We start from the raw sequence: 24426 nt of genomic DNA, 5'->3' as shown, positions 1-24426 counted from the left end.
CCCGGCGCGTGGCCGCCGATAGCCGAGTGACAGCAGGTGGAGATCTCGGAGAGGCGGCGGTACATGGCGGGTCGGCATCGCGCGGTGCGCAAGCACGGCAAGTTCTTACGTGGACTACCGGTTGCGGTGATATTGCCTGCCGCCGTCACCATCTGCGATTCGGCTACGGCGCAGGCCGCGCCGACGGGGCTGATCGAATCGGTAACGGAGGCCGCAACACCCACCGGCCTCGACAGTGCACCGGCGACGGTCGGTTTCGTTCCCGGTTCGGCGGTTTCGAATCCGGCCGTCGATTACGTTGCGGCACAACCAACGGCACCGACCGAACACATTGCCGCGCGGCATGATGCGATTACCCCTCCCGTCGAACAGCCTGCGACCCAACCGATCCCGCGGATCCAGCCGGTGGCCCGCGCGACCCCGATCGCGAGCCCGGTCGAGAACGCCACCTTCATCGGTTCGGCGGCGGGCCAGCTGATCGGCGGCGTCACCGGAGCCGTGCTCGGCGGCGCCGCGGGCGGCGCACTCGGCACCGCGCTCGCCGTGCCGACGGTCGGGGCGGCGGTGCCGATCGGTGTCGTCGGTGGCGGCGTGGTCGGTGGAGTGGTCGGAACCTATGCCGGGTACTACGCCGGTTCGTTCCTCGGATCGGCGATCGGCGAGCAAGCCCCACAGGTCATCCCGAACGTCCTCCCGTAGCCTGTAGCGCCGCCCGCCCAACCGCACGTGCACCGAGTGGATGTGCTGTGCCGCTACTGACCGCGCCAACCAGCCGGGTCGACCCCGCCCGGGATCGGTCCGGCCGGTGCGTACGGCTCGCGGGTGAAGATGAAGCTGGCCAGCTCGAGGTGGTCGACCGCGCCGTCCGTGCCGCGCACCACCCGCAGCCGTTCACCCGCGTAGTAGCCGTCGAGGCCGATCCAGGCGTCGTCACCTTCGGGACGGAACCGGGAGGTGCGCCCGCCGTGCGCGAGTGCCTTCAACTCCAACCGGCCGTCGGCCAGCAGATGCAGCGCGATGGACGCCGAACCCCAGTACCAGACGCCGGTGAGCGCGAGCAGCGCCGGATCGACCGATTCAGCGGGCAGCCATTCCTCGGGTATCGACGGTTCGTGCTCGGCCAGGATGTCCAGCATGGCCAGATGCAGTTGGCCGCGAATACCGCCGTAGGTGGTGTTGGACAGGAAGAGCACCCCGGTGCGGTCGGCCGGATCGGCCCAGACCATGGCGATGAAACCGGGCATGGCCCCGCCGTGCCCCAGCAGCCTGCGGCCGTTGTGCCTGCGCAGTTGGACGCCGAGCCCGTGGCCGTCGACCCACTCGTCCCCGTCGAGGACGGCCGCGGGCTCACGCATCTCCGCCCAGGTGTCCGCGGACAACACCGGACCGGTATCACCGGCGAAGAAGGCGGCCCAGCGGGCCATATCGTCGGCGGTGGACCAGAGTTGGCCCGCCGCACCCATCGCGCCGTGATCGTATGCGGGCTCGGGCAGCACCGCATCCGCCCACGGATGCACCGCCCAACCGGTGGCGTGCGGGGCGACCGGCGCGAGGGTGGTGCGGCCCATGCCCAGCGGCTCGAGCACCTCGGTCCGCACGGCATCGAACCAGCTCATCCCGCGTAGTCGGGCGATCAGCTCACCGAGCGCCGCATAGCCGACGTTGCTGTAGTGGTACCGGCTGCCCGCGGGATGCAGCACGGCCTCGCCGTCCATACCGGCCGCCAGTTCGGCCCAGTCGCCGCCCTCGGTGCGCTCCCACCAGTCGCCGGGCGATTCCGCGCGTACACCGGCCGTATGCGAAAGCAGTTGGGCGATGGTCCGATCCCCCATCGGCGATCCGGGTACATGCCGGTCCAGCGGGTCCGACAAATCCAGCCTGCCCTCGTCGCGCAGGCGCAGCACCACCGTGGCCACCAAGGATTTGGTGATCGACCCGATCCGGTATTGCGTATCGATGGTCGGCCGCGCCTGCTCGACCCAGCCCGCCGCCCGGCCGCGCGCATCCCACCAGGCCAGTTCGCCGTCCCGGACCACCGCGGCGATCAGCGAGGGCACCCGGTACTCCGCCTGCTCCATCGCGAGTCGGCGCGTCAGTGCCCGCTCGGTCGTCGGCAACAGCACCTTTCCTGGCATATGGCACCTTCTTCATCGATCGACAGTGGGTATGCCAGCACCATTCTGTGCGGTCGTCCGATTCGCTTCGCCGCCGCATCGGGCTACGTGCCGGTAACGCCGCCGTCTTCAGAGGACGGCGACGGTGACTCCGAGATGAGTCGTGACGCTCTCGGCCGGGCGGCCGTTGTAGACGCGACCGCCGTAGGAGACATGAGTCAGTGCGTCCCAGTGGGTTCCGGCCTGCAAACCCATCGTCACGATGTCATCGCTTGTGGCAATGCCGTTGGGGCCGAACATCTCCCAGTTCACCGCGATCATGGAGTGCAGCGGATTCACCCGGCCGGGAACCAGTCCGGCCTGAATCCCGTTCTGCCGCAGCGGTACCCGGATACCGGAGCGCACCGTCGTGGCCGCCGCGCGCACCACCTCATCGGTGATGAGATACCGGCGGATCAGTCGTGCCAGCCGCTGCTCTGGAGTATCGACTCCCACGATCCCCCGGCCAGCTCCGGATGACGTTCCCGCAGAATCACATTCGCCAGTGAGGCCGGGGTGGCCTTCTGCGGTTTGGCGACGGCCTGCAGTTCGACGGAGCGGGTCAGCGCGCGGCTGCCGCCCAGTCGCGGATACGCGGCGTGCACGAGGTCGGCGTATCCGGCGGGCAGGTCGGCCGGACTGCCGCCGATATCGATCCCGATGCCCGCCACCGCGATCCAGCTCTCCGGCGGGCGCCGCCGCCGGTAGACCGGAGAATCGGTGAATCCCGAGGTGTGCGCCGCGATGCTGTCCCAAACGATATCGACCCGCGAATCGGTTATTCCGTTGTCCTCCAGGAACTTCGCCGCGAAATCCGCCCCATCGATCTCGAATCGCTGATCGCCGTTCGCCTGTTCGGACAGGCCGACGTCGTGCAGCGCGCAGATGAGGAACATCAATTCCTCGTCGTAATCACGGCCGGGCAGCCGACCCTGCTGTCCCGCGGCGGCCCGCCCGAAGAGAAATCCGCGCACGCTGTGGTTGCGTAGGTGCGGTTCGAGGGTGTTGTCGATGAGCCTGCGGCCGCTGTCGGCGAGCGGGGTGGCTGGAGCGCCAGCCCGGGATCCGGCTGCGCATGCGCCCGCGTTCCGGCGAGCGCGGCGGCGGTCACCGCGAGCCCGGCGCCGAGCGCCGCACGTCGGGGTAAGGTCATTGCACTGTTCCTTTCTTGAATTTTATTGGGCCACAATGGTTATCGGGCACCGGGCCGTACGATCATGAGCACGACGACCACCGCCCACAGCAGGTTGTAGACGCCGGCGAGCATGCTCAATGTCCGCAGTCGCCTGGCATCGGCGAGCCGCTCGAGCACCTCCCGCTGGATCGGGTGGATGAGGATGACCAGCAACCCGGCGGCGATCCCGGTCAGCGCCATGGCCACGGTGATCCAGACCTCGCCGAGACGGTGCTGTACGGCGGCGAGCGCGATTCCCGCGATCGGCACGATCACACCCGGAGCGATATAGACGCCGGTGATCCGATGCAGTGCGACGGCTACCGCGCGGCTGCGTTCCGGAGAAGCGGGCTCCGCCGGGTCGGCCGCGATCGGGGCATAGCGGGTGAACAGGCTCGTCGCGATCGCCGAGCCGCCGATGAAAACGATGCCCGCGAGGACGTGCACGGACAGCAGGAGGTGCTGCATTGTGAAACTCCCTCAACCTTCAGATTGCCTGAAGCCTACGCCCAAGGCTTCAGGCAGTCTGAAGGTTGTGGTTCAGATCACGAGCCGGCGAAGGCGGCGAGAATTGCGGCGCCCAACTTTCGCTGGATCGGGTCGGCGTCCGCGCCGAACAAGCGCTCGTCGACGGTCGACACCGCGTCTTGCGCGGCCCGCAACAGGCGCCGCCCCGCCGGCGTGAGCTCGATCGCCGATGCCGCACCCGCCCTGGCCGTGCGGTCGCGTACGAAACCGGCCCGGGCCAGGGCCTTCACCGCCGTGTGCACACTCTGCACGGTGATCCCCGACATGCGGGCGAGATCGCTGAACGACGCCCCCGGCACGCCGCTGATATGCCCCAACAGGCCGAGTCGCGCCACGGTCAGATCGAGCGGGGCCAGCGCCGCGCCGAGTTCGGCCTCGACCCGGTGCGCCAACGTCAACACGACGATCGACGGGCTGGTCACGGGCGGCACGGTGTTGTCGGTGGTCACCGAAAGAGTTTCCCCTAGAAACCCGCGGCACCCGGTCAGCTCAGGGCGGTCGACAGGTACGCCATCGACGCGAGATGCGTCGCACCCGCGATCACGGAACCGGCAACCTGGCCGGGTATCCGCCGATACAGCCCGATCAGCGCGTCCCCGACCTGGCACGCGCCCGCGACGGCGAGCAGCGCGATCCAAGTTTCGTCCCTGGCCGAAACGAATGCCAGCGCCAGGACGGCGACCCCGACCGGAATCGCGCGAACGGCGTACATGGCGGCGTAATAACGCGTCGAGGCCACCACCTCCGACCGGGCCAGCGCGGCAGGCGCGACGACACCCACAACCGCGAACCCCACGGTGACCACCGCGACGACCGCATTCAACGCGGCAAGCCAGACCGTCATCACACACCAACCATTCACTCAAGAATCGTTCTGCACTGAATTGTTCTAATGCGATACTATCCGAGTCGTGAAACGTGTCAACGGTGCGGATCTGCTCGGCTCACTCAGCTTCCGGCTCGGTGTGGTCGGCACGCGGATAACCCAGACGTTCGGCGCCCGGATCGAGGCACTCGGCCTGACCCACAAACAGGTCGGCGTGCTGGCCGTCGTCGACGCCGGCCCGGCCCGATCGCAGCGCGAGGTGGCCGACGCACTCGGCGTCGCGCCGAGCCTCGTCGTCACCCTCGTCGATCGCCTCGTCGCGATGGACGCACTCGTCCGCACCCAGGACCCCACCGACCGCCGCGTATACACCCTGGAACTGACCCCCCGGGGCCACGACCTACTCACCCGCTGCGTCGAGATAGTCCTCGACCTCGACCGCGACCTGCGAACCAGCCTCGACCACAACCACACCGCCGCGGTCGACACGGCCCTGACCCACTTCCTGACCAGGATCCAGTCCTAGCCGGGCGTCACGCCGGAATCGCGGGCGGGGAGCATGGCCGAGGCGGCGAGCATGATCAGCGTTATGATCGCGACGCCGACGAAGACCAGGTGTACCGCCGAGGCCAGGTCGGCGGGGGCCGGGTGGTCGGGGTCGGGGAGGTGGGCGTTGACCAGTGCGCCGAATATCGCGACGCCCACCGCGCTGCCGAGGTTGCGGGCGAACATATTGGTGGAGGTCACCACCCCGCGCTCGGACCATTCGGCGCTGGACTGCGCGGCGATCAGCGTCGGCGTCGCCATGAGGCCCATGCCCATGCCGACGATGAAGCAGCCCGCCGCCATCTCGGGCAGCGTCGAACCCTTGTCCACCAACAGCAATGCGGCCGCACCCAGGGCGGCGAGCGTGCTGCCGATCAGCGCGGTTCGGCGAAAACCTATGCGCAGATAGACCTTTCCCGCCTGTGACGCGGACAGCGGCCAGCCGAGCGTTAGCGTGCCCGAGGTCAGACCGGCGATCAGCGCCCCGCTGCCCAGCACGCCCTGGGCGAAGGTCGGCACATAGGAGGTGAGCCCGAGCAGCACCGCGCCGACCAGCAGCGACACCAGGCTGCTCGCGACGACGATGCGGCGGGTGAAAATCCACAGCGGCAGAATCGGATTCGCGGCATGCCGCTCCACCCAGCCGAATATCGCGAGTACGGCAGCGCCGCCGACGCACAGCGCGATACCGGTCGGCGAATTCCACGCCCACGCCTGCCCGCCCTCCAGCAGCGCCAGCATGAGCGCGCCCGCGCCGACGGTCAGCAGCGCGGCGCCGAGATAGTCGACCTGGTGTCGCTGCCGGGGCGCGCTTTCGGTGAACTGCCGCACGATCATCCACGCCGCTACCACCGCCAGCGGCAGGTTGACCAGGAAAATCCAACGCCAGCCGACGTATTCGGACAGCACGCCGCCCAGCAGCGGGCCGAGCACCGAGGACGCGGCCCATACGCTCGCCAGGTACGCCTGCACCTTGGCGCGCTCGCGCACCGTGTAGATATCACCGGCGATGGTCATCGACATGGGGCTCACCGCGCCCGCGCCGATACCCTGCACGGCACGAAAACCGATGAGCGCCACCATATTCGTGGCGAAACCGCACAGCATCGATCCGAGCGCGAATACCGCGATGCCGAACAGCAGCACCGGCTTTCGCCCGAGCATATCCGCGAGTTTGCCGTAGATCGGCACGGTCACCGCCTGCGCCAGCAGGTAGATGCTGAAAAGCCAAGGGAATTGCGCGAAGCCGCCCAACTGGGCGGTGATGGTCGGCACCGCGGTGGCGATAATGGTCGAATCCAGCGCCACCAGCGAGTTCGCCAGCATGATGGCCGCCAGGATCGGTCCGCGTTCGGAGCGCAGGCCGACCGATATGTTGGTCTGTATTGCCGTCACCGGCAATCCCTTTCGTCGAGTTGCGCCGAATCGGACCGCCCCGCAACGTGATCGCACCCCGCTGGCGATCACGTCGGCCGGGCGGTCCGGGGAGCCGGTCAGCCGAGCGCGTTCCGGAGGAAGCCGATGCTGCGCCGCCAGGCCAGATCGGCGTGCGCCGGGTCGTAGTTACCCGAGCGGTTCTCCTCGTTGGCGAAGGCGTGACCGGCCGGATAGAAGTGCAGCTCCATCGTGTTGTCGGCCTGCTCGCGCAGCTGGGTGGCGAGTTGCCTTGCCGCATCCGGCGATACGGAGGTGTCGTATTCGCCGAAGTGGCCCTGCACCGCGGCGCGCAGACCGGTGAAGTCGGGATGGTCACCGGCGTATACGCCGTAATAGGACACGGCGGCAGCGATTTTCGCACCTACGGCGGCGGCCAGCGCGACGACGAAACCGCCGCCCATGCAGTACCCGACGGCGCCGAGCGCGTCACCGGTGACGGCGTCCGAGGCGAGCAGATAGTCCACCGCGCTCGACAGCTGCGCGACGCCGCGTTCGAGTGGCAGTTCCGCCATCCATTTCTCTGCGTCGGCCGCGTTGTGGGTTACCCTGCCGCCGTAGAGATCCGGCGCGAGCGCGACGAATCCCGCCGCGGCCAAACGGTCAACGACCCCCGCGATCTGATCGGTGAGCCCCCACCACTCCTGGATGACGATCACACCGGGGCCGTGCCCGCTCTCGGGTAAGGCCAGGTAGCCGTAACCGTGGCCGTCATCGGTCGGGAAGGTGACGTTCTGCCGGAATGTCGCGGTGTTCATCGAGTCGGATTCCTTTCGTCGCGGCCGGGCGGCCGCGGATCGAGTAGTCCTCTGCGGACTGCGATTTCGGTGTCGTGCCAGATGGCCATGGCCGTGGTCATCGGCAGGAAGCCCAGCCGCCGGTAGAAGTCCTCGGTGCCGGGGTTGGCGTAGAGGAGGATCTTCTTGTGTCCACGGCAGCGCTGGATCAGTCGGGTGATGATGCCCGCGCCCAGCCCGATTCCTTGATGGTCGGGATGGACCGCGACATCGGCGATATACGCGCAGTCCAACCCGTCGGCCAGCACTCGCCCGGCCCCGACGAGATCCTCGGCCGAGTAGACGAAGCAGGCGAACATGCTGTTGCCGAACACTTTTCGCAGCCGATCCGGCGGCTTGTCGCCGAGCGGCGCGATGCGGTAGAGGTGCGAAAGCTCGGCCAGATCTACGCCCGCCACCGAATCGACCCACGAATAGCCGTGTGCACCAATATTTTCGGACTTCACGTCAGGCCTCGGCCGCGACTCGATCGTCCGCCTGACTCGCCTGCTCACTCGCATTCCGGCCGAAGGCGAGGGTGAGGGCCACCGCTGCCGCGGTGAGTGCGACGCCGAGCCAGATGGCGCTTCTGATGCCGAGATGGTCGGCGAACAGCCCGCCGACGAGCGCGCCCAGGGCGATCGACAGGTTGTAGCCGAGGGTGTTGATGGACATCGCGGCTTCGAAGGCGGCGGGGGCGGCGGCGAGGGTCAGGTTGACCTGGCAGAGGTTCGCCGCGCCCAGGGCGATACCCCAAACGGTCATGCAGACAACGGCTCCGGCGGGTGTGTGACCGATCGTGAGCAGCAGCGTCAACGACACCGCCAGCCCCGCGCAGGCAACCATGAATCCGGCTCGCGGATTCGTCTTCACGACGTGCCCGGCGAGGAAATTGCCTGCCGCACCGCCGATTCCGAAGACGATCAACAGACCGGTGATGAATCCGGGCGAGGCGGAATCGGTCCGCTCCAGGAACGGACGGACATAGGTGTACGCGGCGAAATGCCCGAATACGTAAAGGATTACGGTGATCATCACATTCCGCAGCCGCATGTTCCCGACCGGCAGCGCGAACACTTCCCGCACCGAGACCGCGTTATCGGACGGCAGCGCCGGAATCGTGACGAGGACCAGCAGCAGCACCACCACCGCGAGGGCGCTCCAGATGAGAAACGTTGTGCGCCAACTCGTCAGGCCGCCGATGAAGGTGCCGAGCGGAATTCCGACAACGGTGCCGATCGAGATACCCGACAGCGCGATCGCGACGGCCCGGTTCGCGTGCCGCTCCGGGACCAGCCGCATGGCCATGCTCACGCCGATGGCCCAGAACATGCCGTGCGCGAAACCCATGATCAACCGGGTGACCAGGGCGAGCGGAAAGCTCGGCGCCGCGGTGATGATCAGATTTCCGAGCGCCAGGATCGCCAGCAGCATCGCAAGTAGCGCACGGCGGTCGACCCGCCGGGTCCAGCCGACCAGGAACGGCACCCCCAGACCGGCCGAGATGCCGAAGAGCGTGACGATCAGCCCGGTGGTGCCGACGCTGACGCCGAGGCTCGAGCTCATCGGGGTGAGCAGGCCGACGGGCATCAACTCGGTGGTGACGAAGGTGAACAAGCTTGCGGTGATGACCGCGACGCCCAGCCAGGATCGCAGCGGCGAGAGCGAATGCTCAGTATTGGTTGACATCTTTCCTCTCCGACTCTTGGAATGCGCTTCACGCCGCGTGGAACTGGGGATCCCGGTTCCGGGCGCGCTCGAGTTCGAAGAAGCCGTCGGTGCCCGCGATGGCGAGCACGCCGTCCCACAGCCGGCCCGCGGCCGCACCGCGCGGCGCGGGCGAGATCACCGGGCCGAAGAAGGCGATCGGTTCGCCGTCGGGCGTCGGCACGTGAATGACCGGGGTGCCGACCGCGTCACCGACGAGGTCCATGCCCGCGTGGTGGCTCGCGCGCAGCGCCGCGTCGTAGTCGGTCACGTCGGCCGCATCGGCGAGATCGCCGGGCAGGCCGACGTCGCTCAGCGCGGCGCGGATCATATCGCCGCCGAGTCCAGCCTGCCGCTGATGAATCCGGGTCCCCATGGCCAGGTAGAGCGGCCGCAATGCCGCTGTGCCGTAGCGTTTTTCGGCGGCGATGCAGACCCGGACGCAGCCCCAGCCCTCGATCTGACCCCTGCGGTACTTCTCCGGCAGTTCCCTGCCGTCGTTCAACACGGACAGGCTCATCACGTGGAAGCGGGTTTCGATGGGCCGCACCTGCTCGACCTCGAGCAGCCATTGCGTGGCGATCCACGCCCACGGGCAACGCGGGTCGAACCACATATCGATCGTGGTGGCGGCCTGATCAGATGAAGCGTCGATCACTTCGGAAATCCTTTGCGCTGCGAAACTTTTGGCTCTCGAAGTTTCGCCCGCATCGGATCAATGAGTCCAACACATGTTTGTCATCTCATCAATCATTTCTAGAGATTGATGAGCTCTGCTCGGCCGCGCCGATGCCGCACAGCGCGGCGAAATCCTCCGGCGACAGCCCGTCGGCGGAGTTCATATCGCAATTGCCGAACGGCGGACAGCCCTCGGGCAGCCCGCCACCGTAGCCGGAACCGTCGGTGTACTGGTGGGCGATCTGTCCGGGCAGCCGCGGATCGCGACCGTAGCCCGCGCCGATCAGTCGCACACCCTCGGGCCGATCGCCCCACATGCCGAACAGATCGCCCTGATTCGCGTAGCCGATCACCCGGCGCCGATCGCCGAGCCAATCCGCCAAATGCCAATAGCCCCTGTTGATTCCGTCCGATTGGTCGCCGCCGGGATTCCCGCCGGATTCGACATCGATCATGGTGATCATGCGCGGATGCGGACCCGCCGCCGCGAGCACCATGTCCTGATGGGTGCGCGCGGTGTCGAGCCAATTGGGCCGCCAATAGAGATAGACGATGAAGCAGGCCAGCCGTCCCGAATCCGCCGCCCCGGTGGCCCAGGCGTAGTTGGCGGCGAAATTCGGATCCTGGAAGGTGCCGTCGTTGGAACGGAAGCTCAGGATGCGGTACGGGTACGAATCATCCACCGGCGCTTGGAAATACGAGACATCGGCGAAGAGGGTGTCCACAGTGGCTAGCGCTTTCGCGTATCGGGAACCGGCAGGCAGGTGGTGACGTTCAAGGTCAGTTCGGCGGGATCGATATCGCCCGCCCTCGGCATCAGCGCCTTGGTGACATGCCAGAAGTCCCACTGCCCCTGCGGAATCGTCTTGCAGAAATCCTTGCCATCCACATCCCGGACATTGGCGTACCAGTCGTTCTCGGCCCCGTGGTACCACAGCGGGATGACGGTGACGCTGTCGGTGGGCGGGCAGGTCTTCCAGTAGACGTAGAACCCGTCCTGGTGATCCGTCTCCATGGATACGCCACAGGGCGGGTCGGGATCGACGGGGCGTCCCGGGACGGTGGGCGAGGCCTGACTCGTCGCGGGGATGACCGCCGCACCGACCGCGACGGTGATCACCCAGGTGATCTTGCGAATACGCATGGTAGAGAATGCCTTTCAGATTTGATATTGCACCGCGCCCAGGACGGCGGCGTAGACGCTTCCGGCGCCCCCGGTTCGCCGATAACGCAGCGACACCCGAGATCTGGCGCCGGTAAGCGGAAAAGGACCGCGCCGCACCACATTCGGGCCCGGTTTGCACAACCAATCGGCGACCACGGTCGAAGAGCCCGAGCTCTCCAACACGATCTGGCCCTCCCCTGTCGTACCCGGATCGCAGCCGTCCGAGGTGGTTATTTCCAAGCCGGTGTGCGTGACCACCAGGTCGGCCACCCACACCGTTTCGAAGGCGGCACTCGTGACGACGGGCGCGTCCTGTTGGCGCGTCCGCACGAACTGCACCGCCACCGCGACGGCACCGGCGTCCGACCGCTTGCGCAGTTCGGCCACCTCCCGGCGCAGCGCGGCGATCTCGTCGAGCAGATTCGTCGGCTGGTTGATCGGCGCCATTCAGATCGCCTCCTCGATCAGCGAATTCATCGTGAACGCCACCTGGTCGTCACCGTGATCGCCGACCACGACCTCGATGCCGACGATGCGCATGACGGCATCGATTCCATTGGTGTGGAAGCCATCCCGGATGATCACCCGGGCCTGGTCGCCCACCTGGACCTCCGAGAGATGCGGCGGCAGTCCGCTGTGCACCGACAGCGTCGGCAGCGCGACCGGAAGCCGGCCCGCCTGTAGATCGGCGGCGGCATACGACCGGAGTTCGTCGAATCCGGAGACGGAGGTGTAACCGTGCTCGGTCTCCAACAGCGGCCAGCCGGATCGGTATCGGTCGGCGTCCTCCGCGACGGCGATGAGCAGGCGCGGGCCGGTCCCGGCTCCGGTGGCGAAGGTGCGGGTCGCCATCCTGGTCGCGTCCGAGGGCCACGTGTAGCCGGTCATATTGCCGCCGTACTCCCAGACGTGTGCGGTGGTGGTCGCGCCGAGCCGGGGCGCACCCAGCCGCAGCAACCGGGTCGGCCGACCGGCGCCATCGATGGGACCGGCATCGAACATCAGGTCCGGCCCATCCTTCAACTGCGACAGTCGACGCAGCGCGTCGCCGACGCTGACGTTCTGGTAGCCGTAATAGGTGACGCTGCGCGGGAACATGGACGCTCCGGATTCGGCTACGGCGATGCCGATATCGCCGCCGGGATGTCCGGCCGCCAGCGTGAGCAGGTTCCGGACGATCAGATTCTGGTCGACGCCGATCCATTGCACCGGCTGCAGCTGTGCGATGTAGTGCGGGCAGTCGTATTTCTCCGGCGACAGCTTCGGCAGCACCTTGCGGTGGTCGAAATACGACCAGAAATCCCCGCAGCCCAAGGTGATTCGACGTGCGGCCGAATCGTATCTGCGGGTCCAGATCAGCCCGGCCCAGACCGGGACGTCGTCGCGCAGCACGTAGAGCACCCGGCGGCCCGGCGTGGTCAGATCGTGTGGGTCGATACCGTCCGATCGGGCCGCGCCCAAGCTGAGCGACGCGGTCAATTGACCTGTGGCGCAAAGCTTCTTGGAATAGCGGACCCCGGTCAACTGCGCTTCGGCCAGGATCTGATTGGTCATCAGATCGCAGATCAGATATGTATGAACCGAGGCCACCGACATGTCACGGCCTCAACCAGGTCAACGTGATGTTGTTGATATTCGGCCAGCTCGTGTCCTGATCGCAGGGCACCGACGTCCACATGATCACGCTGAGCTGGGTCCCCGCCGGAAAGACGTTCTCGGCAACGCAATTCAGCGCGGCGGGCACCTTCCGCCGTTGATCGTGATTCGCATTGGCGTAGCGGATGCCGTAATTCGACGCGTCGACGATCGCGATGTAGCTTTCGTAGAGATTCTTGTCGAAATCGTCACCGACACCGCCGTCTCCGCCCGGACCGGCGGCGAATAGACGCTGACTGGTCGTGATCCGCCAGAGGCCGCCGCGCGTGAGCGTGAACGTGCCGAACGTCTCGTCGTGCACGACATCATTGGATTCGTACACCTTGTCGGGGAAGCGGATCCTGGTCTCGCTGCCCGTGATGTGCTGACCCTGCCCGTGGGTCTCGTATCTCGCCTCATGCCGTTCCGTCGGCGAAGCCCCTGTGCCGCAGTCGATTACGCCGAGCCAGGAGCCGCCGGTCCACCGGTACAGCATGCCGTCGTCGGCGCTGAGTACCAGCTGACCGAGCGCCGGATCCTTGATCGTCGCGGTGAGATCGGCGAAGGAGGCGCACACCGGAATGCTCGGCACCCGCCACCTCGAGCCGTCGCTGATCTCCAGCCAACCGCGGTCCTGGCGGTACACGGTCTGCCCGCTATAGGTCTGCGCGATGGCGGGGCGATCGTCCGCGGTGCGCACCGGTGCGATGCCACCGAGCGCGACCACCCGCTTGAGTTGGCTGTTGTTCTGGATCATGTCCGGGGTGAGCGCGGTGGCGCCACCCTTGACGTTGATGCGCGCGAGCACAACGAAATCCGTCGATCCCGATACCGGCGGATCGCCCGGCGTACCGGGAACGCCGGGGATGTGGCGCACCGCGAAGCCGTTGCCGGTGTCGCCGGGGTAGGACATATCCGACTGCTGCGCGACGATCAGATCGACCCGGGCCGCCGTCGCGGCGGGCGCGTGCTTCAGCACATCGATCGGCGTCGGGTCGTCATAGGTCTGGATGTAGCTGCCCGCACCGCGATTAGAGCGCATGAACATCTGGAACGGCCGCACCGTGACGAAGCTGGTATCCGCGGCCACCTGTACGGTTCCGGGATCGCCTGCGGCGGCGCGTATTCCGGTTTCGCTGCTGGTGCTGGTCGGGCCGGGTTGCAGCAGTGCGGTGGTGGCGAGGCGGGCGTCCTCGGTGGTGATCAGCCCGTTCGGACTGCTCGATACGGCCCAGGAATAGTGCTGGGACATGAACTCTCCCTTTCGATTCAGATGGTGGCGTGCCGCCAGCGAGCGGTCAGCAGCGCGGCCGGGTCGTAGGCGCTCGCCGTGAAACCGATCCGCACCGTGCCGTGCGCCGGGATCGGAAACCATTGCCGGGTAAGCAATTCACCATTGCGGCTGACGCCGTTGAGCAGCACGGTTCGCGCATCGGTATCGATCACGAGGCGCTGTCCGGCGTCGATCGTGAAATCGCCGTCGAAGACCAGCCGCTGCCCGGTCTCGCGGTTCACGATCACCGGACCGCGCACCGGACCGACGATCTCCAGCACCGGCCAGGCGGCGACATCACCGTCGTTGCGCGCCAACAGCATTCCGCCGGGTTTGCCGGTGCCGAAGACCAGCGGGAAGCGCAGCGGAAACACCAGACCGTCGACCGCGGGCTGCGCCAGTCCCGTCTGGGCCGTCGACTCGGCCGGCGAATACAGCCGCGGATCGGTGGCCACCCACTGGATCGCGCCGGTCGTGTAACCCACCGAGTAGTACTTGGCCACATCGATGGTGCGGCGGGTGCAGCGCGCGTTGGCCAGCCAGGACTGCTTGTCGAGCCGGGCGACGAGCGGTTCCTCCACCGGATGCTCTGTGGGCGCGGTGATTTCGCGCAGTTTGGCGATCACCGCGCCGAATCCGTCCAGTGGAACACCCTTCACCAGGTAGGTCATGGTGATCACCCGCTTGCCCATGAGCTGCGTGCCTTGGAACAGACCGTGCCGATTGGGCCGCGGCAGATCCTGGCCGCGTACCTCGGCGAGATCCTGCCAGCCCTGCAGCCGCACCATCCGGTATGGACTTGCCGACCCCAGAAGCGTTCCCCGCCATTCGATTTGGCCGTCCGCCGTAATCAGATCCCCGGCCGACATCAGCCGCCTCCTCTGGCCATCCAGTCCAGTTCCGCGGCGATATCGGCCGGGCTCTGGGTGGGGGTGGCATAGAAATTTTCGATATGGAATCCGGACCCACCGGAATTCAGGCCGCCGAACGGGCTCTGCGCGGCCAGGGCGAGCGGTTGCGGTGCGCTGATCGCACCGGTCAGCGCGTAGCTGTTCATGGCGTACGAATTTCCGCCGACGATGGACCGGATCAGGTTCCAAGCCTTGCCGAGCACATCGATCAGTGCGCCGACCGCATCGATGACCTTGTGGATCGCATCGGCGAGGGATCCGATCGCGTCGAAGACCGCCCCGATCGCCTCGACGACCCCCTTGATCGCCGAGACGACCGCGCTGATCAGATCGATGAACGTGGTGACGGCGTCGATGATCTTGTGGATCGCGTCCGCGATGGCCCCGATCGCGTCGGCCACCGCGTGCACGGCGTCGGCGATGGCCTGGATCGCCTCCGCTGCCTGCCGGATCAGCGGGGAGTACAGCGCCGACATCGCACCGAGCGCGATGATGCCCGCCGTCAGCACGACGACCATCGCGGCCGCATCCTCAGCGGCGTTTTGGACGGCGCGCAGCGCCGCCTCGAATTCGTGCAACTTGCCGACGATGTCATCGACCCGCTCGGCGACCTTCTCGGCCAGATCGCCGAGTACCCCGGCCACCCGGGCGGACATGTCCTGGAAGATCTGCTCCACCATGCCGGGCAGCGGTGCGAGCCGGTCGTGGAAGGTCGCGACCACGCTGTCCAACCAGGATTGGATCATGTCCAGCATCGCGGCGGTGGCATCCGCGATGATCGCCGACAGTTGATCGAAGTCGGCGGCGGTGAGCTCGAGGATCTGTTGCCATGCCCCCGCCACCACGGCATAGATCGCATCGGTCGCCGCCTGCACGGTGGCCAGCACCGCCGTCCAGATCGCGTCGACGGCCGCCCACATATCGGTGAGCAGGGCGACCGTCGTGTCGAGCACCTGCTGCCAGGCCGCGGCCACGACGGCATTCACCGCATCGGTCGCGGCCTGCACGGTGTCGACGACGGCCGTCCAGCTCTCGTCGGTCGCGGCGAGCACGGCGGTGAACAGCGCGACGGTGGTGTCGAGCACCTGCTGCCAGGCGATCGCGGTGTTCTGTGTGACGGTGTCCAGGGTCGTCTGGATCGTGTCGGTGACCGCGCCCCAGAGCGCGGTGGTGGTGTCCAGTACGAGCTGCCATGCGGTGGCGACCTCTTGGGTGACCGTGTCCAATCCGGTTTGGACGGTCGTCACCACCGCGGACCAGATCGTGTCGACGGTCGTCCAGATGGCGGTGAACGCCGCGGTGGTCGCGTCGACGGCGGACTGCCAGCTCGCCGCGATGGCGATGGCCAGCCCGGCGAAGGCCGCGGCGACCACCGGCACCGGACCGACGGCCAGCCTCCACGCGACGATCATGCTGTTCGCGGTGCCGAGCACCCGGTCGGCCAGCCGGTCCAGCCCGAACACCATGACGCCGATATCCGCCGCGATCAGCCCGGCCGCCAGCCGCGACGCGTCGGCCAGCCGAGCGAATCCACCCGCGCCGTCGTGTGCCAGCGCGAGCAGCGTGGGCAGCAGGAAGGCCCGTAACAGCTTGTGCAGGAACAGGATCGGGCCCGTCATGCCGCGCAGCAATTGGGTGAGCTGGGTCAGCGCCCGCGACAGCCGGGTGGTGATGGCATTGGCGACGATGAGCACCGCGTCGCGGACCGCGGACGCCAGCAGCGTCCGAAGTTGTTGCAGCGCAGGACCGGTCCGGCCGCTGAGCGTTTTGCCGAAGGTCTGTTCCAGCTCCCGGCGCAGCGTCGCCAGACCCTGGCTGACGGCGCCGGTGTCCAGATGGATGGTGCCGGTGAGCTCACCGACGGTGAGCGCCATGGTTGAACCCCTTTACAGATTGCCGATGACCGCACGGGCGGTCTCGCCGGTCAGTTCGACCGGTTCGCGGGCCGCGACCTGACGCCACACGCTGTCCGCGGAGAGTCCGGCGATCAGCGCGGCGAACTCCCACCACGACAGGCCGTCGTCCAGATCGGCCATCAGGTCGCGGCCGTACTCCCGGCGCCAGTCCGCGTAGAGCAGACGCCAGTGGCGCAGGATCATGCGGATGGCGTGCTCTCCGTCGCCCCCGCTATCCGCAGAGCGGGGGCCTGCCCCTTTCCCCCGGGGCGCTCCTGGCGGTCCCGGTAGACCCGCTGACAGGTGTCGAGCAGATCGGGCAGGTCATCGATTTCCAGACCGCGCTGCATGATGTCGATCAGATTCGCCTCGCCGAGCAGCGCGGACAGCATGTCGAACGCCTCCTCCGCGTTGACCTCGTCGGCGGCCGCCCTGCCGTTCTTGCGCGCCGACACGGCGAACAGGATCAGCTTGGCGGGCAACGAATTCGGGAGGGTGTACACCTTGCCGAGGATGCGCACGCGCGGTGCGACCCTGGCGGCCTTGCGTTCCCGCCACGCCTCGTCGAAGTCGTAGTCGACCTCGATCTCGTCGTCGGGGATGGCGGGCTCGTTGTTCGGCAGTCCGTTCACGACGCGGCACTGACGTTGACGAGCGTGGACGCACCGGACCGGGTGATGGTGGCCTTCCACGACACCTTGTCGTTGTTGCCGCCGCCCTGTTCACCGATGGAGAAGGTGGCCAGCCAAACCTTCCACTGCTTATCCGCGACGTGCCGGAAGTGGACGCGCCACAGGCTGTCTCGGCCCACCGCGGCCGCGAGCGCTTCCACCTTCGCCTGCCCCGGATCCTGCGCGCCGGTATCCGGGTCGACCAGCAGGAACCCCTCGAGTGCGAGCGACGCGCCGCGCTGCACAATTTCCTGCTCGTAATTCCCGGCGGAATCGAATGTCGTGGTTTCCACGACCTGCTCATGGTCGCCAGGATTGGGAATCGCTGAGGTGAGCCCGTGGATGGTGGTCCAACCCGAAGGGACGTCCTTATTGTCGTTCGCGACCTCGATGATGAAATCGCGGGCGTTTATCTTTCCGATTGCCATGATTGCCACTTTCTTTCTTGGATATTCACGTCTGCGGGCGATTGCCGCCCGGCCGATAAAGTTCCATGCGCACGTTCACGATCCATTGATCGCGGCCGTCGCCGTCGCGGGTCTGATAGACCGGGCCGCCGTCGGTACCGACGGCCAGCACCAGCCGGGTGCCGCCCGCGAGGGTGCGTTCGCCCAGTCCGTGCAGGGCGTCGTAAATCGCCTGTGCCCGCGATTCGGAGTCGGGCGCACCGGTTTTCGGTCCGCGCACCCCGATCTGCACCACGGGTTCGTCATACGGCAGGTGGGCATCGGATTCCCGGCCGCCCGCCCTGGTCAATACCAGAGCGGCGTCCGGCGTCGGCGGCAGCGCGTACAGGAATACGTCTCGATTAACCACCGGTTCGTAGACGCCGAGCCCCAATTCTTGGAGCAGCTTCGCGACCTCCTCCAGCAGCGTCATGAAAGGCACCCGCTTTCGCAACGTTCACGAACTTCCATGACTCCAGCATTCCGCCCCGCGGCACCGCTGTCATCGACCGGACGCGCACTGTCGAGTTGATTATTCGTGCACCAGACAATGCCCCGATAATTCGGCGAGATTCCGCAAGACGGTATTCCTACGGTATTCGCCGGGCGGCGCGCCGAAGTGGGTGGCGAATATCCGGTTGAAATGGGCGGGCTGGGAAAAGCCCCAGCGCGAGCCGATACCGGCCACCGATTCGCCGTAGAGGGCGGGATCGAGCAGGTCGCGGCGGCAGCGATCCAGCCGTCGCGCGCGGATCCAGCCGCTCACCGTCGCATCGTGTTCGGTGAACAGCTTCTGCAGGTACCGAACCGAAATATGGTGTGCGGCAGCGATTTCGGCGAGACTCAGCTCCGGATCCGCGAGATGCTGCTCGATGAACGCCTGGATCCGCAGCAGCAGCGCGGTCCGCCGGGCCGGCTCGGCGACCGCATCGGAGATATCGGCGCGTTCGGCCAGGGCCGCGGCCATGACGTCGACGACCGCCGCGGACAACCGCACATCGCCGGCCAACGCGGGATCGTCCATCGAGCGCGCCAATTGCCCGACCAGACAGCCGACGATCGCCCCCGCACCCGACGTGCCCGGGAGCGCGACGGCGGTCGAGCGCGCTACCGCGGCCGGCGTCAGCGGCAGCATCGAGCGTGGGATCCGCACCAGCGTGAACCGAGTCGGGTCCTGTCGCCGTAAGTAGTACGGACGCGAGAGATCCACGAGCACGACATCGCCCGGCCGCAACCGGACCTCTCGATCGTCCTGCTGAATCGTGCAGTATCCGTTTTGATGGACGTAGACCACCAGATGATCGGAATCCGCCCGGCGAATCAGCCGCTCCGTCCGCGCCGACTCGCCCGGCGGATTGAGCATGTGCACCACCCGCACCGCCCCGAGATCGCCGACGACCATCCGCCCGCACACCTCCGCACCCCGCGGGCCGCGCAGATCGACCTCGACCAGATGATCGCGCATCACCCGCCGCCAGTAATCCAGGCGGATCGCCGGCTCGACATCCTCGGTCGACAACCGAATGCCGCGCATGATCTCCCTCCCCATGAAACATCCACTCCCATGGTTCATGCCGGACCGGAGTTGCTCGAAACCCCCGGCGTTTCCACCCGATTCGGCAGTGTTCTCGCTTCGAACATCGGAAAACCGCCGATGTCGTGGGGTCTTGTTTATCCGACCCGAGTTGTTCGGTGTCGGCGTCCCGATGCCGAACGACAGGCTCCGAACAACTCGCGCCGTTTCCGCTGCACGTCAGCAGGGTGGGCGATAGGGCAGACCGAGGAAGTGGCGGCCCCATTCCTCAGGGGTGACGGCCGGATAGGCGATCTGGCAGATGCGTTTCGCCGCGCGATCGACATCGGTCTCCCAGAGCCGAAAGGTTTTGTCGCGGCTCGTGCTCACCAGGGTGTGGCCGTCCGGGGCGAAGAGCAGATGGTGGATCCGGTCGGTGTGACCGTTCAGGACGGCGCGAACGGTCGGGTCGCGTCGGTCGCGAACGTTCCACAGCCGCACAGTATGATCGCCGCCCGCAGTGGCGAGGGTGTTTCCGTCCGGGCTGAACGCCGCGGCGTATAGGCCGTCGCTGTGGCCGTTCAATACCGCGAGATTCACCGGATGCGCCGGATCGGTGACATCCCACAATCGGGCGGTGCGGTCGATGCTCGCGGTGGCCAGGGTATGACCGTCGGGGCTGAATACCGCCGACCGGACGGCGTTGGTGTGATCGGTGATGCGCGCGAGCAGCACCGGATCGTGCGGATCGCTGACATCCCAGAGGCGTGCGGTGTTGTCATCGCTGGTGGTGGCGAGCAGATGACCGTCGGGGCTGAACTCGGCCGACCAGACAACATCGGTGTGCCCGGTGAGCACGGCGACGGTCACCGGATTGCGCGGATCGGTGACATCCCACAGCCGCACCGTGCGATCGTCGCTGGTGGTCGCGAGAATTCGGCCGTCGGGCGAGAAGGCGACGCCATCGGGATTCCTGGTGTGACCGGTGGCGACCCCGACGGTCACCGGATGCGCCCGGTCGGTGATATCCCAGAGCCGAGTGGTGTTGTCCTCGCTGGTGGTGGCGAGCAGGCGGCCGTCCGGGCTGATCGCCGCGCCGTAGACGTTGTCGGTATGGCCGGTCAGCACCGACAGCGGCGCCGGGCGGCGCGGATCGGTGGTGTCCCAGAGCCGGGCGGTGTGATCCTGGCTGGTGGTGGCCATGGTGCGGCCGTCCCGGCTGAAGGCGACACCGAAGACGAAGTCGCTGTGCCCGGCCAGCACCGGTCCAGGCAGCTGCCAGAGCCGAACCGTGCGATCGGCGCTGGCGGTGACCAGGCGTTTCCCGTCGGGGCTGAATGCCGCCGACGTGACGAAATCGGTGTGTCCGCCGAGTACCGCCAGAGTGCTCGGCGCGCGCGGATCGGTGATATCCCACAGGCGCGCGGTGTGGTCGTGGCTCGCGGTGACGAGGCCGCGGCCGTCTGGAGCGAAGTCGACGGATCGGACCGAATCGGTGTGCCCGGTGAGGGTGGCCAGCGGGGCCGCCGGATCGGCGACGTTCCACAGCCGTGCCGTGCGATCCACGCTCGCGGTGGCGACCGTGCGGCCGTCGGGCGCGAAGGCCACCGACATCACCGGTTCGGCATGTCCGACGAGCAGGGATCGCCGCCGGGGCGCCTGGGGATCGGTGATATCCCACAACCCGGCGGTGTGATCCTCACTCGCGGTGGCGATGGTGCGGCCGTCCGGGGCGAAGGCCACCGCCCGGATACCGCCGGTGTGGCCCGTGAGCACCGAAAGTTGGTGCGGAGCACGGGGATCGGCGACATCCCAGATCCGCACGATTCGATCGGCGCCCGCCGAGGCCAGCAGATGTCCGTCGGGGCTGAACGCGACGCCGTGCACCACGTCGGTGTATCCGGTCAGCCGCGCCAGCGGCGCCGGTGCGCGCCGGTCGGCCAGATCCCAGAGCTGGATCGAATCGTCCTCGCTGGGGGTGGCCAGGATCCGGTCCCCGGGTGCGAACGCGGCCCGGCCGACCGTATCGCCGTAGGCGGTGATCCTGTCGAGGGCCGCGGGGTGGTCCGGATCGGCGATATCCCACAGGCGGGTGGTGTGGTCCTGGGAGGTGCTGGCCATGGTTTTGCCGTCGTGGCTGACCGTCACGTAGTCGACGTGCGCGGTGTGGCCGGTCAGCCGGGTGGCGTACGGGGCGGCGAAGGTCTCCAGCACGCCGCTGGCGGCCTCGGTGGTCGGCGCGAGCCGGTAGGCGGCGAGCCCGAGCTGCGCGGCCAATGCCGGATCGGTGCCGCGCAGGTCGTCGGCGTCGGCCGAAACCTTTTGCGAGAGTGCGATATTGCGTTGCCCGGTGACGGTCCGCTCGGCGCGCACGGCGAATACGGTCGCGCCGGCCGAGACCAGGAACAACACCGTGAGCAGTGCGAGCAACTGGCGTAGGCGTCTGGTTCGGCGCGCGGCGGCCGTCCGCCGCGCCGCCTGCGCGGCCAGGCTGCTGTCGAGGAATCGGCGTTCCCGCGGCGTCGGTTCGATGGCGGTATTGGCGGCCCAGTCGGCGGCGACGGCCAACCGGGTGCCGCGATAGAGGGCATGCGGTTCCTCGCCGAGTTCGGCCCAGGCCGCGGCGGATTCGGTCAGCTGCCGGTGGATGCGCAACCCCTCCCGCTCCTCGGCCAGCCAACCGCGCAGCCGCGGCCAGGCGCGGATCAGGGATTCGTGCGCGATCTCGGCGGTATCGGCGTCCAGGGTCACCAAACGCGCCTTGGCCAAGCGATCCAGCACGATCTCGACATCGGGATCGGCGCCGTCGAGTTCGGCGCGGGCGATGCGGCGCTTGGTGTCCTCGGTACCCGCACCCGGTGCGGTCATGCGCAGCAACAGGTTTCGGGTTACCGACCGCTGCCGTTCGGTGAGCCCGCCGTAGCAGGCCTCCGCGGTTTTCGTCAGCGCGCCGTCTATTCCGCCGGTGGCCTGGAATCCGTTCAATGTCAAGGTATTTCCGCGGCGACGGCGCCACGTCTCCAGCAGCGCGTGCGACAGCAGCGGCAACGTGCCCGCCTGGCCGGTGGCCTGCCCGATCAGCGTGGCGAGCAGCGCGCCCTCGACCGCGATACCCGCCGCGGTCGCCGGTCCGACAATGGCTTGGCGCAGCTGATCGGTGGTCATCGGGCCGACCACCACCTGCGCCCTGGCCAGCGCGGCCGCCAATTCCGGGATGGTGGTGCAGTGCGCGTAGAAGTCGGCGCGCACCCCGATCACTATCCGGCACCGGCTGCCATCGACCTCGGCGGCGGTGAGCAGCGCGTTGATGAATCCGATCCGCTCGCCCGCGTCGTGGCAGAGGGTGAACACCTCCTCGAATTGATCGACCACCAACACCAATTCGGCCGCGGACGATCGGTCGACCAGCGCCTGCCGGATCAAGCGATGCAATCCGCGCGGCTCGGCGGCCAATTCGTCGCGCAGCGGGCCGGGAGTGGTACTGCACGGGCGGGCGAACTGAATCGCGCACTCCTCCAACGGATGTGCGCCCGGCGTCATCAGCACCAGCGTCGGCGGTTCGGCCTCGGCGCGCAGCCGGGGAATCAGGCCCGCCCGCAACAGCGAGGATTTACCGGCGCCAGAGGCGCCGAAGACGGCGACGAAGCGGTGGCGGGTCAGCTGTTCGGCGAGCTCGTCTATCAGTTCACGGCGTCCGAAGAAACGGTCGGCGTCCTCGGGCTGGAACGCCGTCAACCCGACATACGGTGCGGCACCGCCGTTTTCGGCGGCAACCGCCTCCGGCGAGGTATCGTGCTCCGCCGCCGCGACCGCTGCGGCCACGGTGTGCCAGCGCCGCTCCCACTCCGCGACATCGCCGCCGCAGGCCCGCACATAGGCCAGCGTCAACGCCAGGCTCGGCAGCTGCCGCCCACCCGCCGCATCGGACAGGCTCCCCGCCGAATAGTGTGCGCGCCTGGCCAATTCACGGTAAGGCGGACTCCCCGCCGCCACCCGCAACCGCCGCAACTCCGCGGCGAACCGCACCTGCGGACCATCCCCTGCCAACGGCCGTTCCGGACGCGGCATCCCAGCTCCCTACCGCCGATCGAACTCGATCATGTCAATGATGGTGCAATCCAACCCGATTCCGGGGCCGTTCCCCGGACCCGACTATTGCGGGCTCGGTGATTCGACCATCGCCCGACCTGCCGCCCGCCGCCGAATCATCGGCTCTGCGCCCTCCACCCCGAGCCCGGCGCGGCGGTGGAACTGCCGGGCGCGTCGGTGCGCGGCCCTGCGCATCCGGCCCACTGTTCTGCCCACGGCGCGACCGCGATAAAATCAAGATCATCGGCCCTTTCCGGGCCCGCACCACGCTCGGCGCAAACCGGTGGAGCTCTATGCTCCGCATCGGCGCGCTCATCACCGCGCCGGTATTCCGATAATTCGACATTTGCCCGGTCATTCGAACAACCGATGCAAGGAGTCGACGTGGACACGAATTCGCACGACCCCGGCGCCGTCTTCCATCTGGAGTACCTCTACGGCCCGCAATGGCAGACCGTAGTGGCCCTGATCGAACGCGCCGCCCAACTGACCGCCGACGAACGCGAACGGCTCAACGCGGCGGCCGCCAAGAAGATGGAGGCGGGTATGAGCGCGCTCACCGGCGCCGCCGGTCAAAGCGGACTCGGCGGGCTGGCCAACCTGCTGTCGAACCTCGGCCAGTCCGCCGATAATCCGCAACCGATGCAGATCGCCGCCGACACCGCCAAACAGTTCGGCCGCTCGCGCAACCTCCAACTCGCCGGACTGGTCGCCGGACAGGCCATCTCCCCCGGCTCCGGAACCGGCGATCTGGCGGCCGCCATGCAATCGCTCGGCTCGATCGGAACGCTCACCGCCGTCGGCCAGGCCGCCTCCGCCGCCGTCCTGTCCGACCTCGTCGGCCAGGGCAAATTCGACCAGAGCGTCTACGACGAGCTGATGCAGCCCTGGACCAGCGTCATCGGCTGATCCCGCGGGGGGCGAATCACCTTGTCCCGTCGCGTGATTCGCCCCCTCGCCGCGCCGCCTGGCCGATCCGAAATTCGTTTGCGCCGGACGCGTCGGA

At 67.6% G+C, this 24426-nt stretch carries 27 protein-coding genes; 3 read left to right on the top strand and 24 right to left on the bottom strand.

Going from position 1 to position 24426, the window contains the following annotated elements:
* Nucleotides 1–63 precede the first annotated feature (63 nt).
* Nucleotides 64–699: a hypothetical protein gene (locus tag LGY53_RS15035; protein WP_225727309.1), complete on the top strand. Its 636-nt coding sequence runs from the start codon at nucleotides 64–66 to the stop codon at nucleotides 697–699.
* A gap of 53 nt (nucleotides 700–752) precedes the next feature.
* Here the strand turns inward: LGY53_RS15035 and LGY53_RS15030 are convergent, their stop codons facing one another.
* The 6 genes from LGY53_RS15030 to LGY53_RS15005 all read right to left on the bottom strand — a co-directional run bounded on the left by LGY53_RS15030 (nucleotide 753) and on the right by LGY53_RS15005 (nucleotide 4699).
* The gene (locus tag LGY53_RS15030) at nucleotides 753–2135 is read right to left on the bottom strand and encodes a serine hydrolase (RefSeq protein ID WP_225727308.1); all 1383 of its coding nucleotides are present in this window, start codon (nucleotides 2133–2135) and stop codon (nucleotides 753–755) included.
* A gap of 108 nt (nucleotides 2136–2243) precedes the next feature.
* Nucleotides 2244–2609, bottom strand: coding sequence for a cyclase family protein (locus LGY53_RS15025; protein WP_225727307.1), 366 nt, complete (start codon nucleotides 2607–2609; stop codon nucleotides 2244–2246).
* A complete protein-coding gene (locus LGY53_RS15020) occupies nucleotides 2570–3127 on the bottom strand; it encodes a hypothetical protein (protein WP_225727306.1) in 558 nt (185 codons plus the stop codon). The genes LGY53_RS15025 and LGY53_RS15020 overlap by 40 nt, the downstream gene beginning before the upstream one ends.
* A gap of 218 nt (nucleotides 3128–3345) precedes the next feature.
* Nucleotides 3346–3795 carry a hypothetical protein gene (locus LGY53_RS15015; protein ID WP_225727305.1) on the bottom strand — a complete coding sequence of 150 codons (450 nt, stop codon included), beginning with the start codon at nucleotides 3793–3795 and terminating at the stop codon, nucleotides 3346–3348.
* Between the two features lie 77 nt (nucleotides 3796–3872).
* Nucleotides 3873–4304: a MarR family winged helix-turn-helix transcriptional regulator gene (locus tag LGY53_RS15010; RefSeq protein ID WP_225727304.1), complete on the bottom strand. Its 432-nt coding sequence runs from the start codon at nucleotides 4302–4304 to the stop codon at nucleotides 3873–3875.
* Between the two features lie 35 nt (nucleotides 4305–4339).
* Nucleotides 4340–4699 carry a hypothetical protein gene (locus tag LGY53_RS15005; protein WP_225727303.1) on the bottom strand — a complete coding sequence of 120 codons (360 nt, stop codon included), beginning with the start codon at nucleotides 4697–4699 and terminating at the stop codon, nucleotides 4340–4342.
* Nucleotides 4700–4766: 67 nt separating this feature from the next.
* Between LGY53_RS15005 and LGY53_RS15000 the strand changes: the two genes are divergently transcribed.
* On the top strand, nucleotides 4767–5207 hold the full coding sequence (locus LGY53_RS15000) for a MarR family winged helix-turn-helix transcriptional regulator (protein WP_225727302.1): 441 nt from the start codon (nucleotides 4767–4769) through the stop codon (nucleotides 5205–5207).
* Here the strand turns inward: LGY53_RS15000 and LGY53_RS14995 are convergent.
* The 18 genes from LGY53_RS14995 to LGY53_RS14910 all read right to left on the bottom strand — a co-directional run bounded on the left by LGY53_RS14995 (nucleotide 5204) and on the right by LGY53_RS14910 (nucleotide 23399).
* Nucleotides 5204–6622 (bottom strand): MDR family MFS transporter, encoded by a 1419-nt coding sequence (locus LGY53_RS14995; protein ID WP_225727301.1) that lies wholly within the window; start codon nucleotides 6620–6622, stop codon nucleotides 5204–5206. The two genes, LGY53_RS15000 and LGY53_RS14995, sit on opposite strands and share 4 nt — an antisense overlap.
* A gap of 98 nt (nucleotides 6623–6720) precedes the next feature.
* Nucleotides 6721–7419, bottom strand: coding sequence for a dienelactone hydrolase family protein (locus LGY53_RS14990; protein ID WP_225727300.1), 699 nt, complete (start codon nucleotides 7417–7419; stop codon nucleotides 6721–6723).
* Nucleotides 7416–7904: a GNAT family N-acetyltransferase gene (locus LGY53_RS14985; protein ID WP_225727299.1), complete on the bottom strand. Its 489-nt coding sequence runs from the start codon at nucleotides 7902–7904 to the stop codon at nucleotides 7416–7418. The genes LGY53_RS14990 and LGY53_RS14985 overlap by 4 nt, the downstream gene beginning before the upstream one ends.
* A gap of 1 nt (nucleotide 7905) precedes the next feature.
* Entirely contained in the window at nucleotides 7906–9126 is a 1221-nt protein-coding gene (locus tag LGY53_RS14980; RefSeq protein ID WP_225727298.1) for an MFS transporter, read from the bottom strand.
* Nucleotides 9127–9154: 28 nt separating this feature from the next.
* Nucleotides 9155–9802: a disulfide bond formation protein DsbA gene (locus LGY53_RS14975; protein WP_374111184.1), complete on the bottom strand. Its 648-nt coding sequence runs from the start codon at nucleotides 9800–9802 to the stop codon at nucleotides 9155–9157.
* An 88-nt stretch (nucleotides 9803–9890) separates the two neighbouring features.
* On the bottom strand, nucleotides 9891–10547 hold the full coding sequence (locus LGY53_RS14970) for a hypothetical protein (RefSeq protein ID WP_225727297.1): 657 nt from the start codon (nucleotides 10545–10547) through the stop codon (nucleotides 9891–9893).
* Between the two features lie 5 nt (nucleotides 10548–10552).
* The gene (locus LGY53_RS14965) at nucleotides 10553–10966 is read right to left on the bottom strand and encodes a hypothetical protein (protein WP_225727296.1); all 414 of its coding nucleotides are present in this window, start codon (nucleotides 10964–10966) and stop codon (nucleotides 10553–10555) included.
* A gap of 15 nt (nucleotides 10967–10981) precedes the next feature.
* The gene (locus tag LGY53_RS14960) at nucleotides 10982–11434 is read right to left on the bottom strand and encodes a hypothetical protein (protein ID WP_225727295.1); all 453 of its coding nucleotides are present in this window, start codon (nucleotides 11432–11434) and stop codon (nucleotides 10982–10984) included.
* On the bottom strand, nucleotides 11435–12541 hold the full coding sequence (locus LGY53_RS14955) for a hypothetical protein (protein ID WP_225727294.1): 1107 nt from the start codon (nucleotides 12539–12541) through the stop codon (nucleotides 11435–11437).
* Nucleotides 12542–12584: 43 nt separating this feature from the next.
* Nucleotides 12585–13874 carry a hypothetical protein gene (locus tag LGY53_RS14950; protein WP_225727293.1) on the bottom strand — a complete coding sequence of 430 codons (1290 nt, stop codon included), beginning with the start codon at nucleotides 13872–13874 and terminating at the stop codon, nucleotides 12585–12587.
* A gap of 17 nt (nucleotides 13875–13891) precedes the next feature.
* Nucleotides 13892–14764, bottom strand: a complete 873-nt coding sequence (locus tag LGY53_RS14945; protein ID WP_225727292.1) for a phage tail domain-containing protein — start codon at nucleotides 14762–14764, stop codon at nucleotides 13892–13894.
* Nucleotides 14764–16680, bottom strand: coding sequence for a hypothetical protein (locus LGY53_RS14940; protein WP_225727291.1), 1917 nt, complete (start codon nucleotides 16678–16680; stop codon nucleotides 14764–14766). Before LGY53_RS14940 ends, LGY53_RS14945 begins: the two co-directional genes overlap by 1 nt.
* Nucleotides 16681–16692: 12 nt before the next feature.
* Entirely contained in the window at nucleotides 16693–16905 is a 213-nt protein-coding gene (locus tag LGY53_RS14935; protein ID WP_225727290.1) for a Gp15 family bacteriophage protein, read from the bottom strand.
* Nucleotides 16902–17333 (bottom strand): hypothetical protein, encoded by a 432-nt coding sequence (locus LGY53_RS14930; protein WP_225727289.1) that lies wholly within the window; start codon nucleotides 17331–17333, stop codon nucleotides 16902–16904. The genes LGY53_RS14935 and LGY53_RS14930 overlap by 4 nt, the downstream gene beginning before the upstream one ends.
* Nucleotides 17330–17800 (bottom strand): phage tail tube protein, encoded by a 471-nt coding sequence (locus LGY53_RS14925; RefSeq protein WP_225727288.1) that lies wholly within the window; start codon nucleotides 17798–17800, stop codon nucleotides 17330–17332. Before LGY53_RS14925 ends, LGY53_RS14930 begins: the two co-directional genes overlap by 4 nt.
* 25 nt (nucleotides 17801–17825) lie before the next feature.
* Nucleotides 17826–18251, bottom strand: coding sequence for a minor capsid protein (locus tag LGY53_RS14920; RefSeq protein ID WP_225727287.1), 426 nt, complete (start codon nucleotides 18249–18251; stop codon nucleotides 17826–17828).
* Nucleotides 18252–18350: 99 nt separating this feature from the next.
* Entirely contained in the window at nucleotides 18351–19367 is a 1017-nt protein-coding gene (locus tag LGY53_RS14915) for a helix-turn-helix domain-containing protein (RefSeq protein ID WP_225727286.1), read from the bottom strand.
* Nucleotides 19368–19571: 204 nt separating this feature from the next.
* Nucleotides 19572–23399 carry a helix-turn-helix domain-containing protein gene (locus LGY53_RS14910; protein WP_225727285.1) on the bottom strand — a complete coding sequence of 1276 codons (3828 nt, stop codon included), beginning with the start codon at nucleotides 23397–23399 and terminating at the stop codon, nucleotides 19572–19574.
* Nucleotides 23400–23804: 405 nt separating this feature from the next.
* On the opposite strand from LGY53_RS14910, the gene LGY53_RS14905 reads away from it, so the two are divergent.
* Nucleotides 23805–24329, top strand: a complete 525-nt coding sequence (locus LGY53_RS14905) for a hypothetical protein (protein ID WP_225727284.1) — start codon at nucleotides 23805–23807, stop codon at nucleotides 24327–24329.
* The last annotated feature ends 97 nt before the right edge of the window (nucleotides 24330–24426 follow it).

Origin of the sequence: Nocardia sp. JCM 34519.1 (assembly GCF_020361265.1) — a bacterium.
In the GTDB taxonomy this organism is placed as follows: Bacteria; Actinomycetota; Actinomycetes; order Mycobacteriales; family Mycobacteriaceae; genus Nocardia; species Nocardia arthritidis_A.
Note: the sequence above shows the minus strand (reverse complement) of the source record. Positions and strands in the feature narration are given on the sequence as shown.

Bases quoted from the DNA above. Each gene is read 5' to 3' on its own strand.
- LGY53_RS15035 (WP_225727309.1), top strand. From the start codon at position 64: ATGGCGGGTCGGCATCGCGCGGTGCGCAAGCACGGCAAGTTCTTACGT.
- LGY53_RS15030 (WP_225727308.1), bottom strand. From the start codon at position 2,135: ATGCCAGGAAAGGTGCTGTTGCCGACGACCGAGCGGGCACTGACGCGC.
- LGY53_RS15015 (WP_225727305.1), bottom strand. From the start codon at position 3,795: ATGCAGCACCTCCTGCTGTCCGTGCACGTCCTCGCGGGCATCGTTTTC.
- LGY53_RS15005 (WP_225727303.1), bottom strand. From the start codon at position 4,699: ATGACGGTCTGGCTTGCCGCGTTGAATGCGGTCGTCGCGGTGGTCACC.
- LGY53_RS14990 (WP_225727300.1), bottom strand. From the start codon at position 7,419: ATGAACACCGCGACATTCCGGCAGAACGTCACCTTCCCGACCGATGAC.
- LGY53_RS14980 (WP_225727298.1), bottom strand. From the start codon at position 9,126: ATGTCAACCAATACTGAGCATTCGCTCTCGCCGCTGCGATCCTGGCTG.
- LGY53_RS14965 (WP_225727296.1), bottom strand. From the start codon at position 10,966: ATGCGTATTCGCAAGATCACCTGGGTGATCACCGTCGCGGTCGGTGCG.
- LGY53_RS14960 (WP_225727295.1), bottom strand. From the start codon at position 11,434: ATGGCGCCGATCAACCAGCCGACGAATCTGCTCGACGAGATCGCCGCG.
- LGY53_RS14955 (WP_225727294.1), bottom strand. From the start codon at position 12,541: ATGACCAATCAGATCCTGGCCGAAGCGCAGTTGACCGGGGTCCGCTAT.
- LGY53_RS14950 (WP_225727293.1), bottom strand. From the start codon at position 13,874: ATGTCCCAGCACTATTCCTGGGCCGTATCGAGCAGTCCGAACGGGCTG.
- LGY53_RS14945 (WP_225727292.1), bottom strand. From the start codon at position 14,764: ATGTCGGCCGGGGATCTGATTACGGCGGACGGCCAAATCGAATGGCGG.
- LGY53_RS14940 (WP_225727291.1), bottom strand. From the start codon at position 16,680: ATGGCGCTCACCGTCGGTGAGCTCACCGGCACCATCCATCTGGACACC.
- LGY53_RS14935 (WP_225727290.1), bottom strand. From the start codon at position 16,905: ATGATCCTGCGCCACTGGCGTCTGCTCTACGCGGACTGGCGCCGGGAG.
- LGY53_RS14925 (WP_225727288.1), bottom strand. From the start codon at position 17,800: ATGGCAATCGGAAAGATAAACGCCCGCGATTTCATCATCGAGGTCGCG.
- LGY53_RS14920 (WP_225727287.1), bottom strand. From the start codon at position 18,251: ATGACGCTGCTGGAGGAGGTCGCGAAGCTGCTCCAAGAATTGGGGCTC.
- LGY53_RS14915 (WP_225727286.1), bottom strand. From the start codon at position 19,367: ATGGGGAGGGAGATCATGCGCGGCATTCGGTTGTCGACCGAGGATGTC.
- LGY53_RS14910 (WP_225727285.1), bottom strand. From the start codon at position 23,399: ATGCCGCGTCCGGAACGGCCGTTGGCAGGGGATGGTCCGCAGGTGCGG.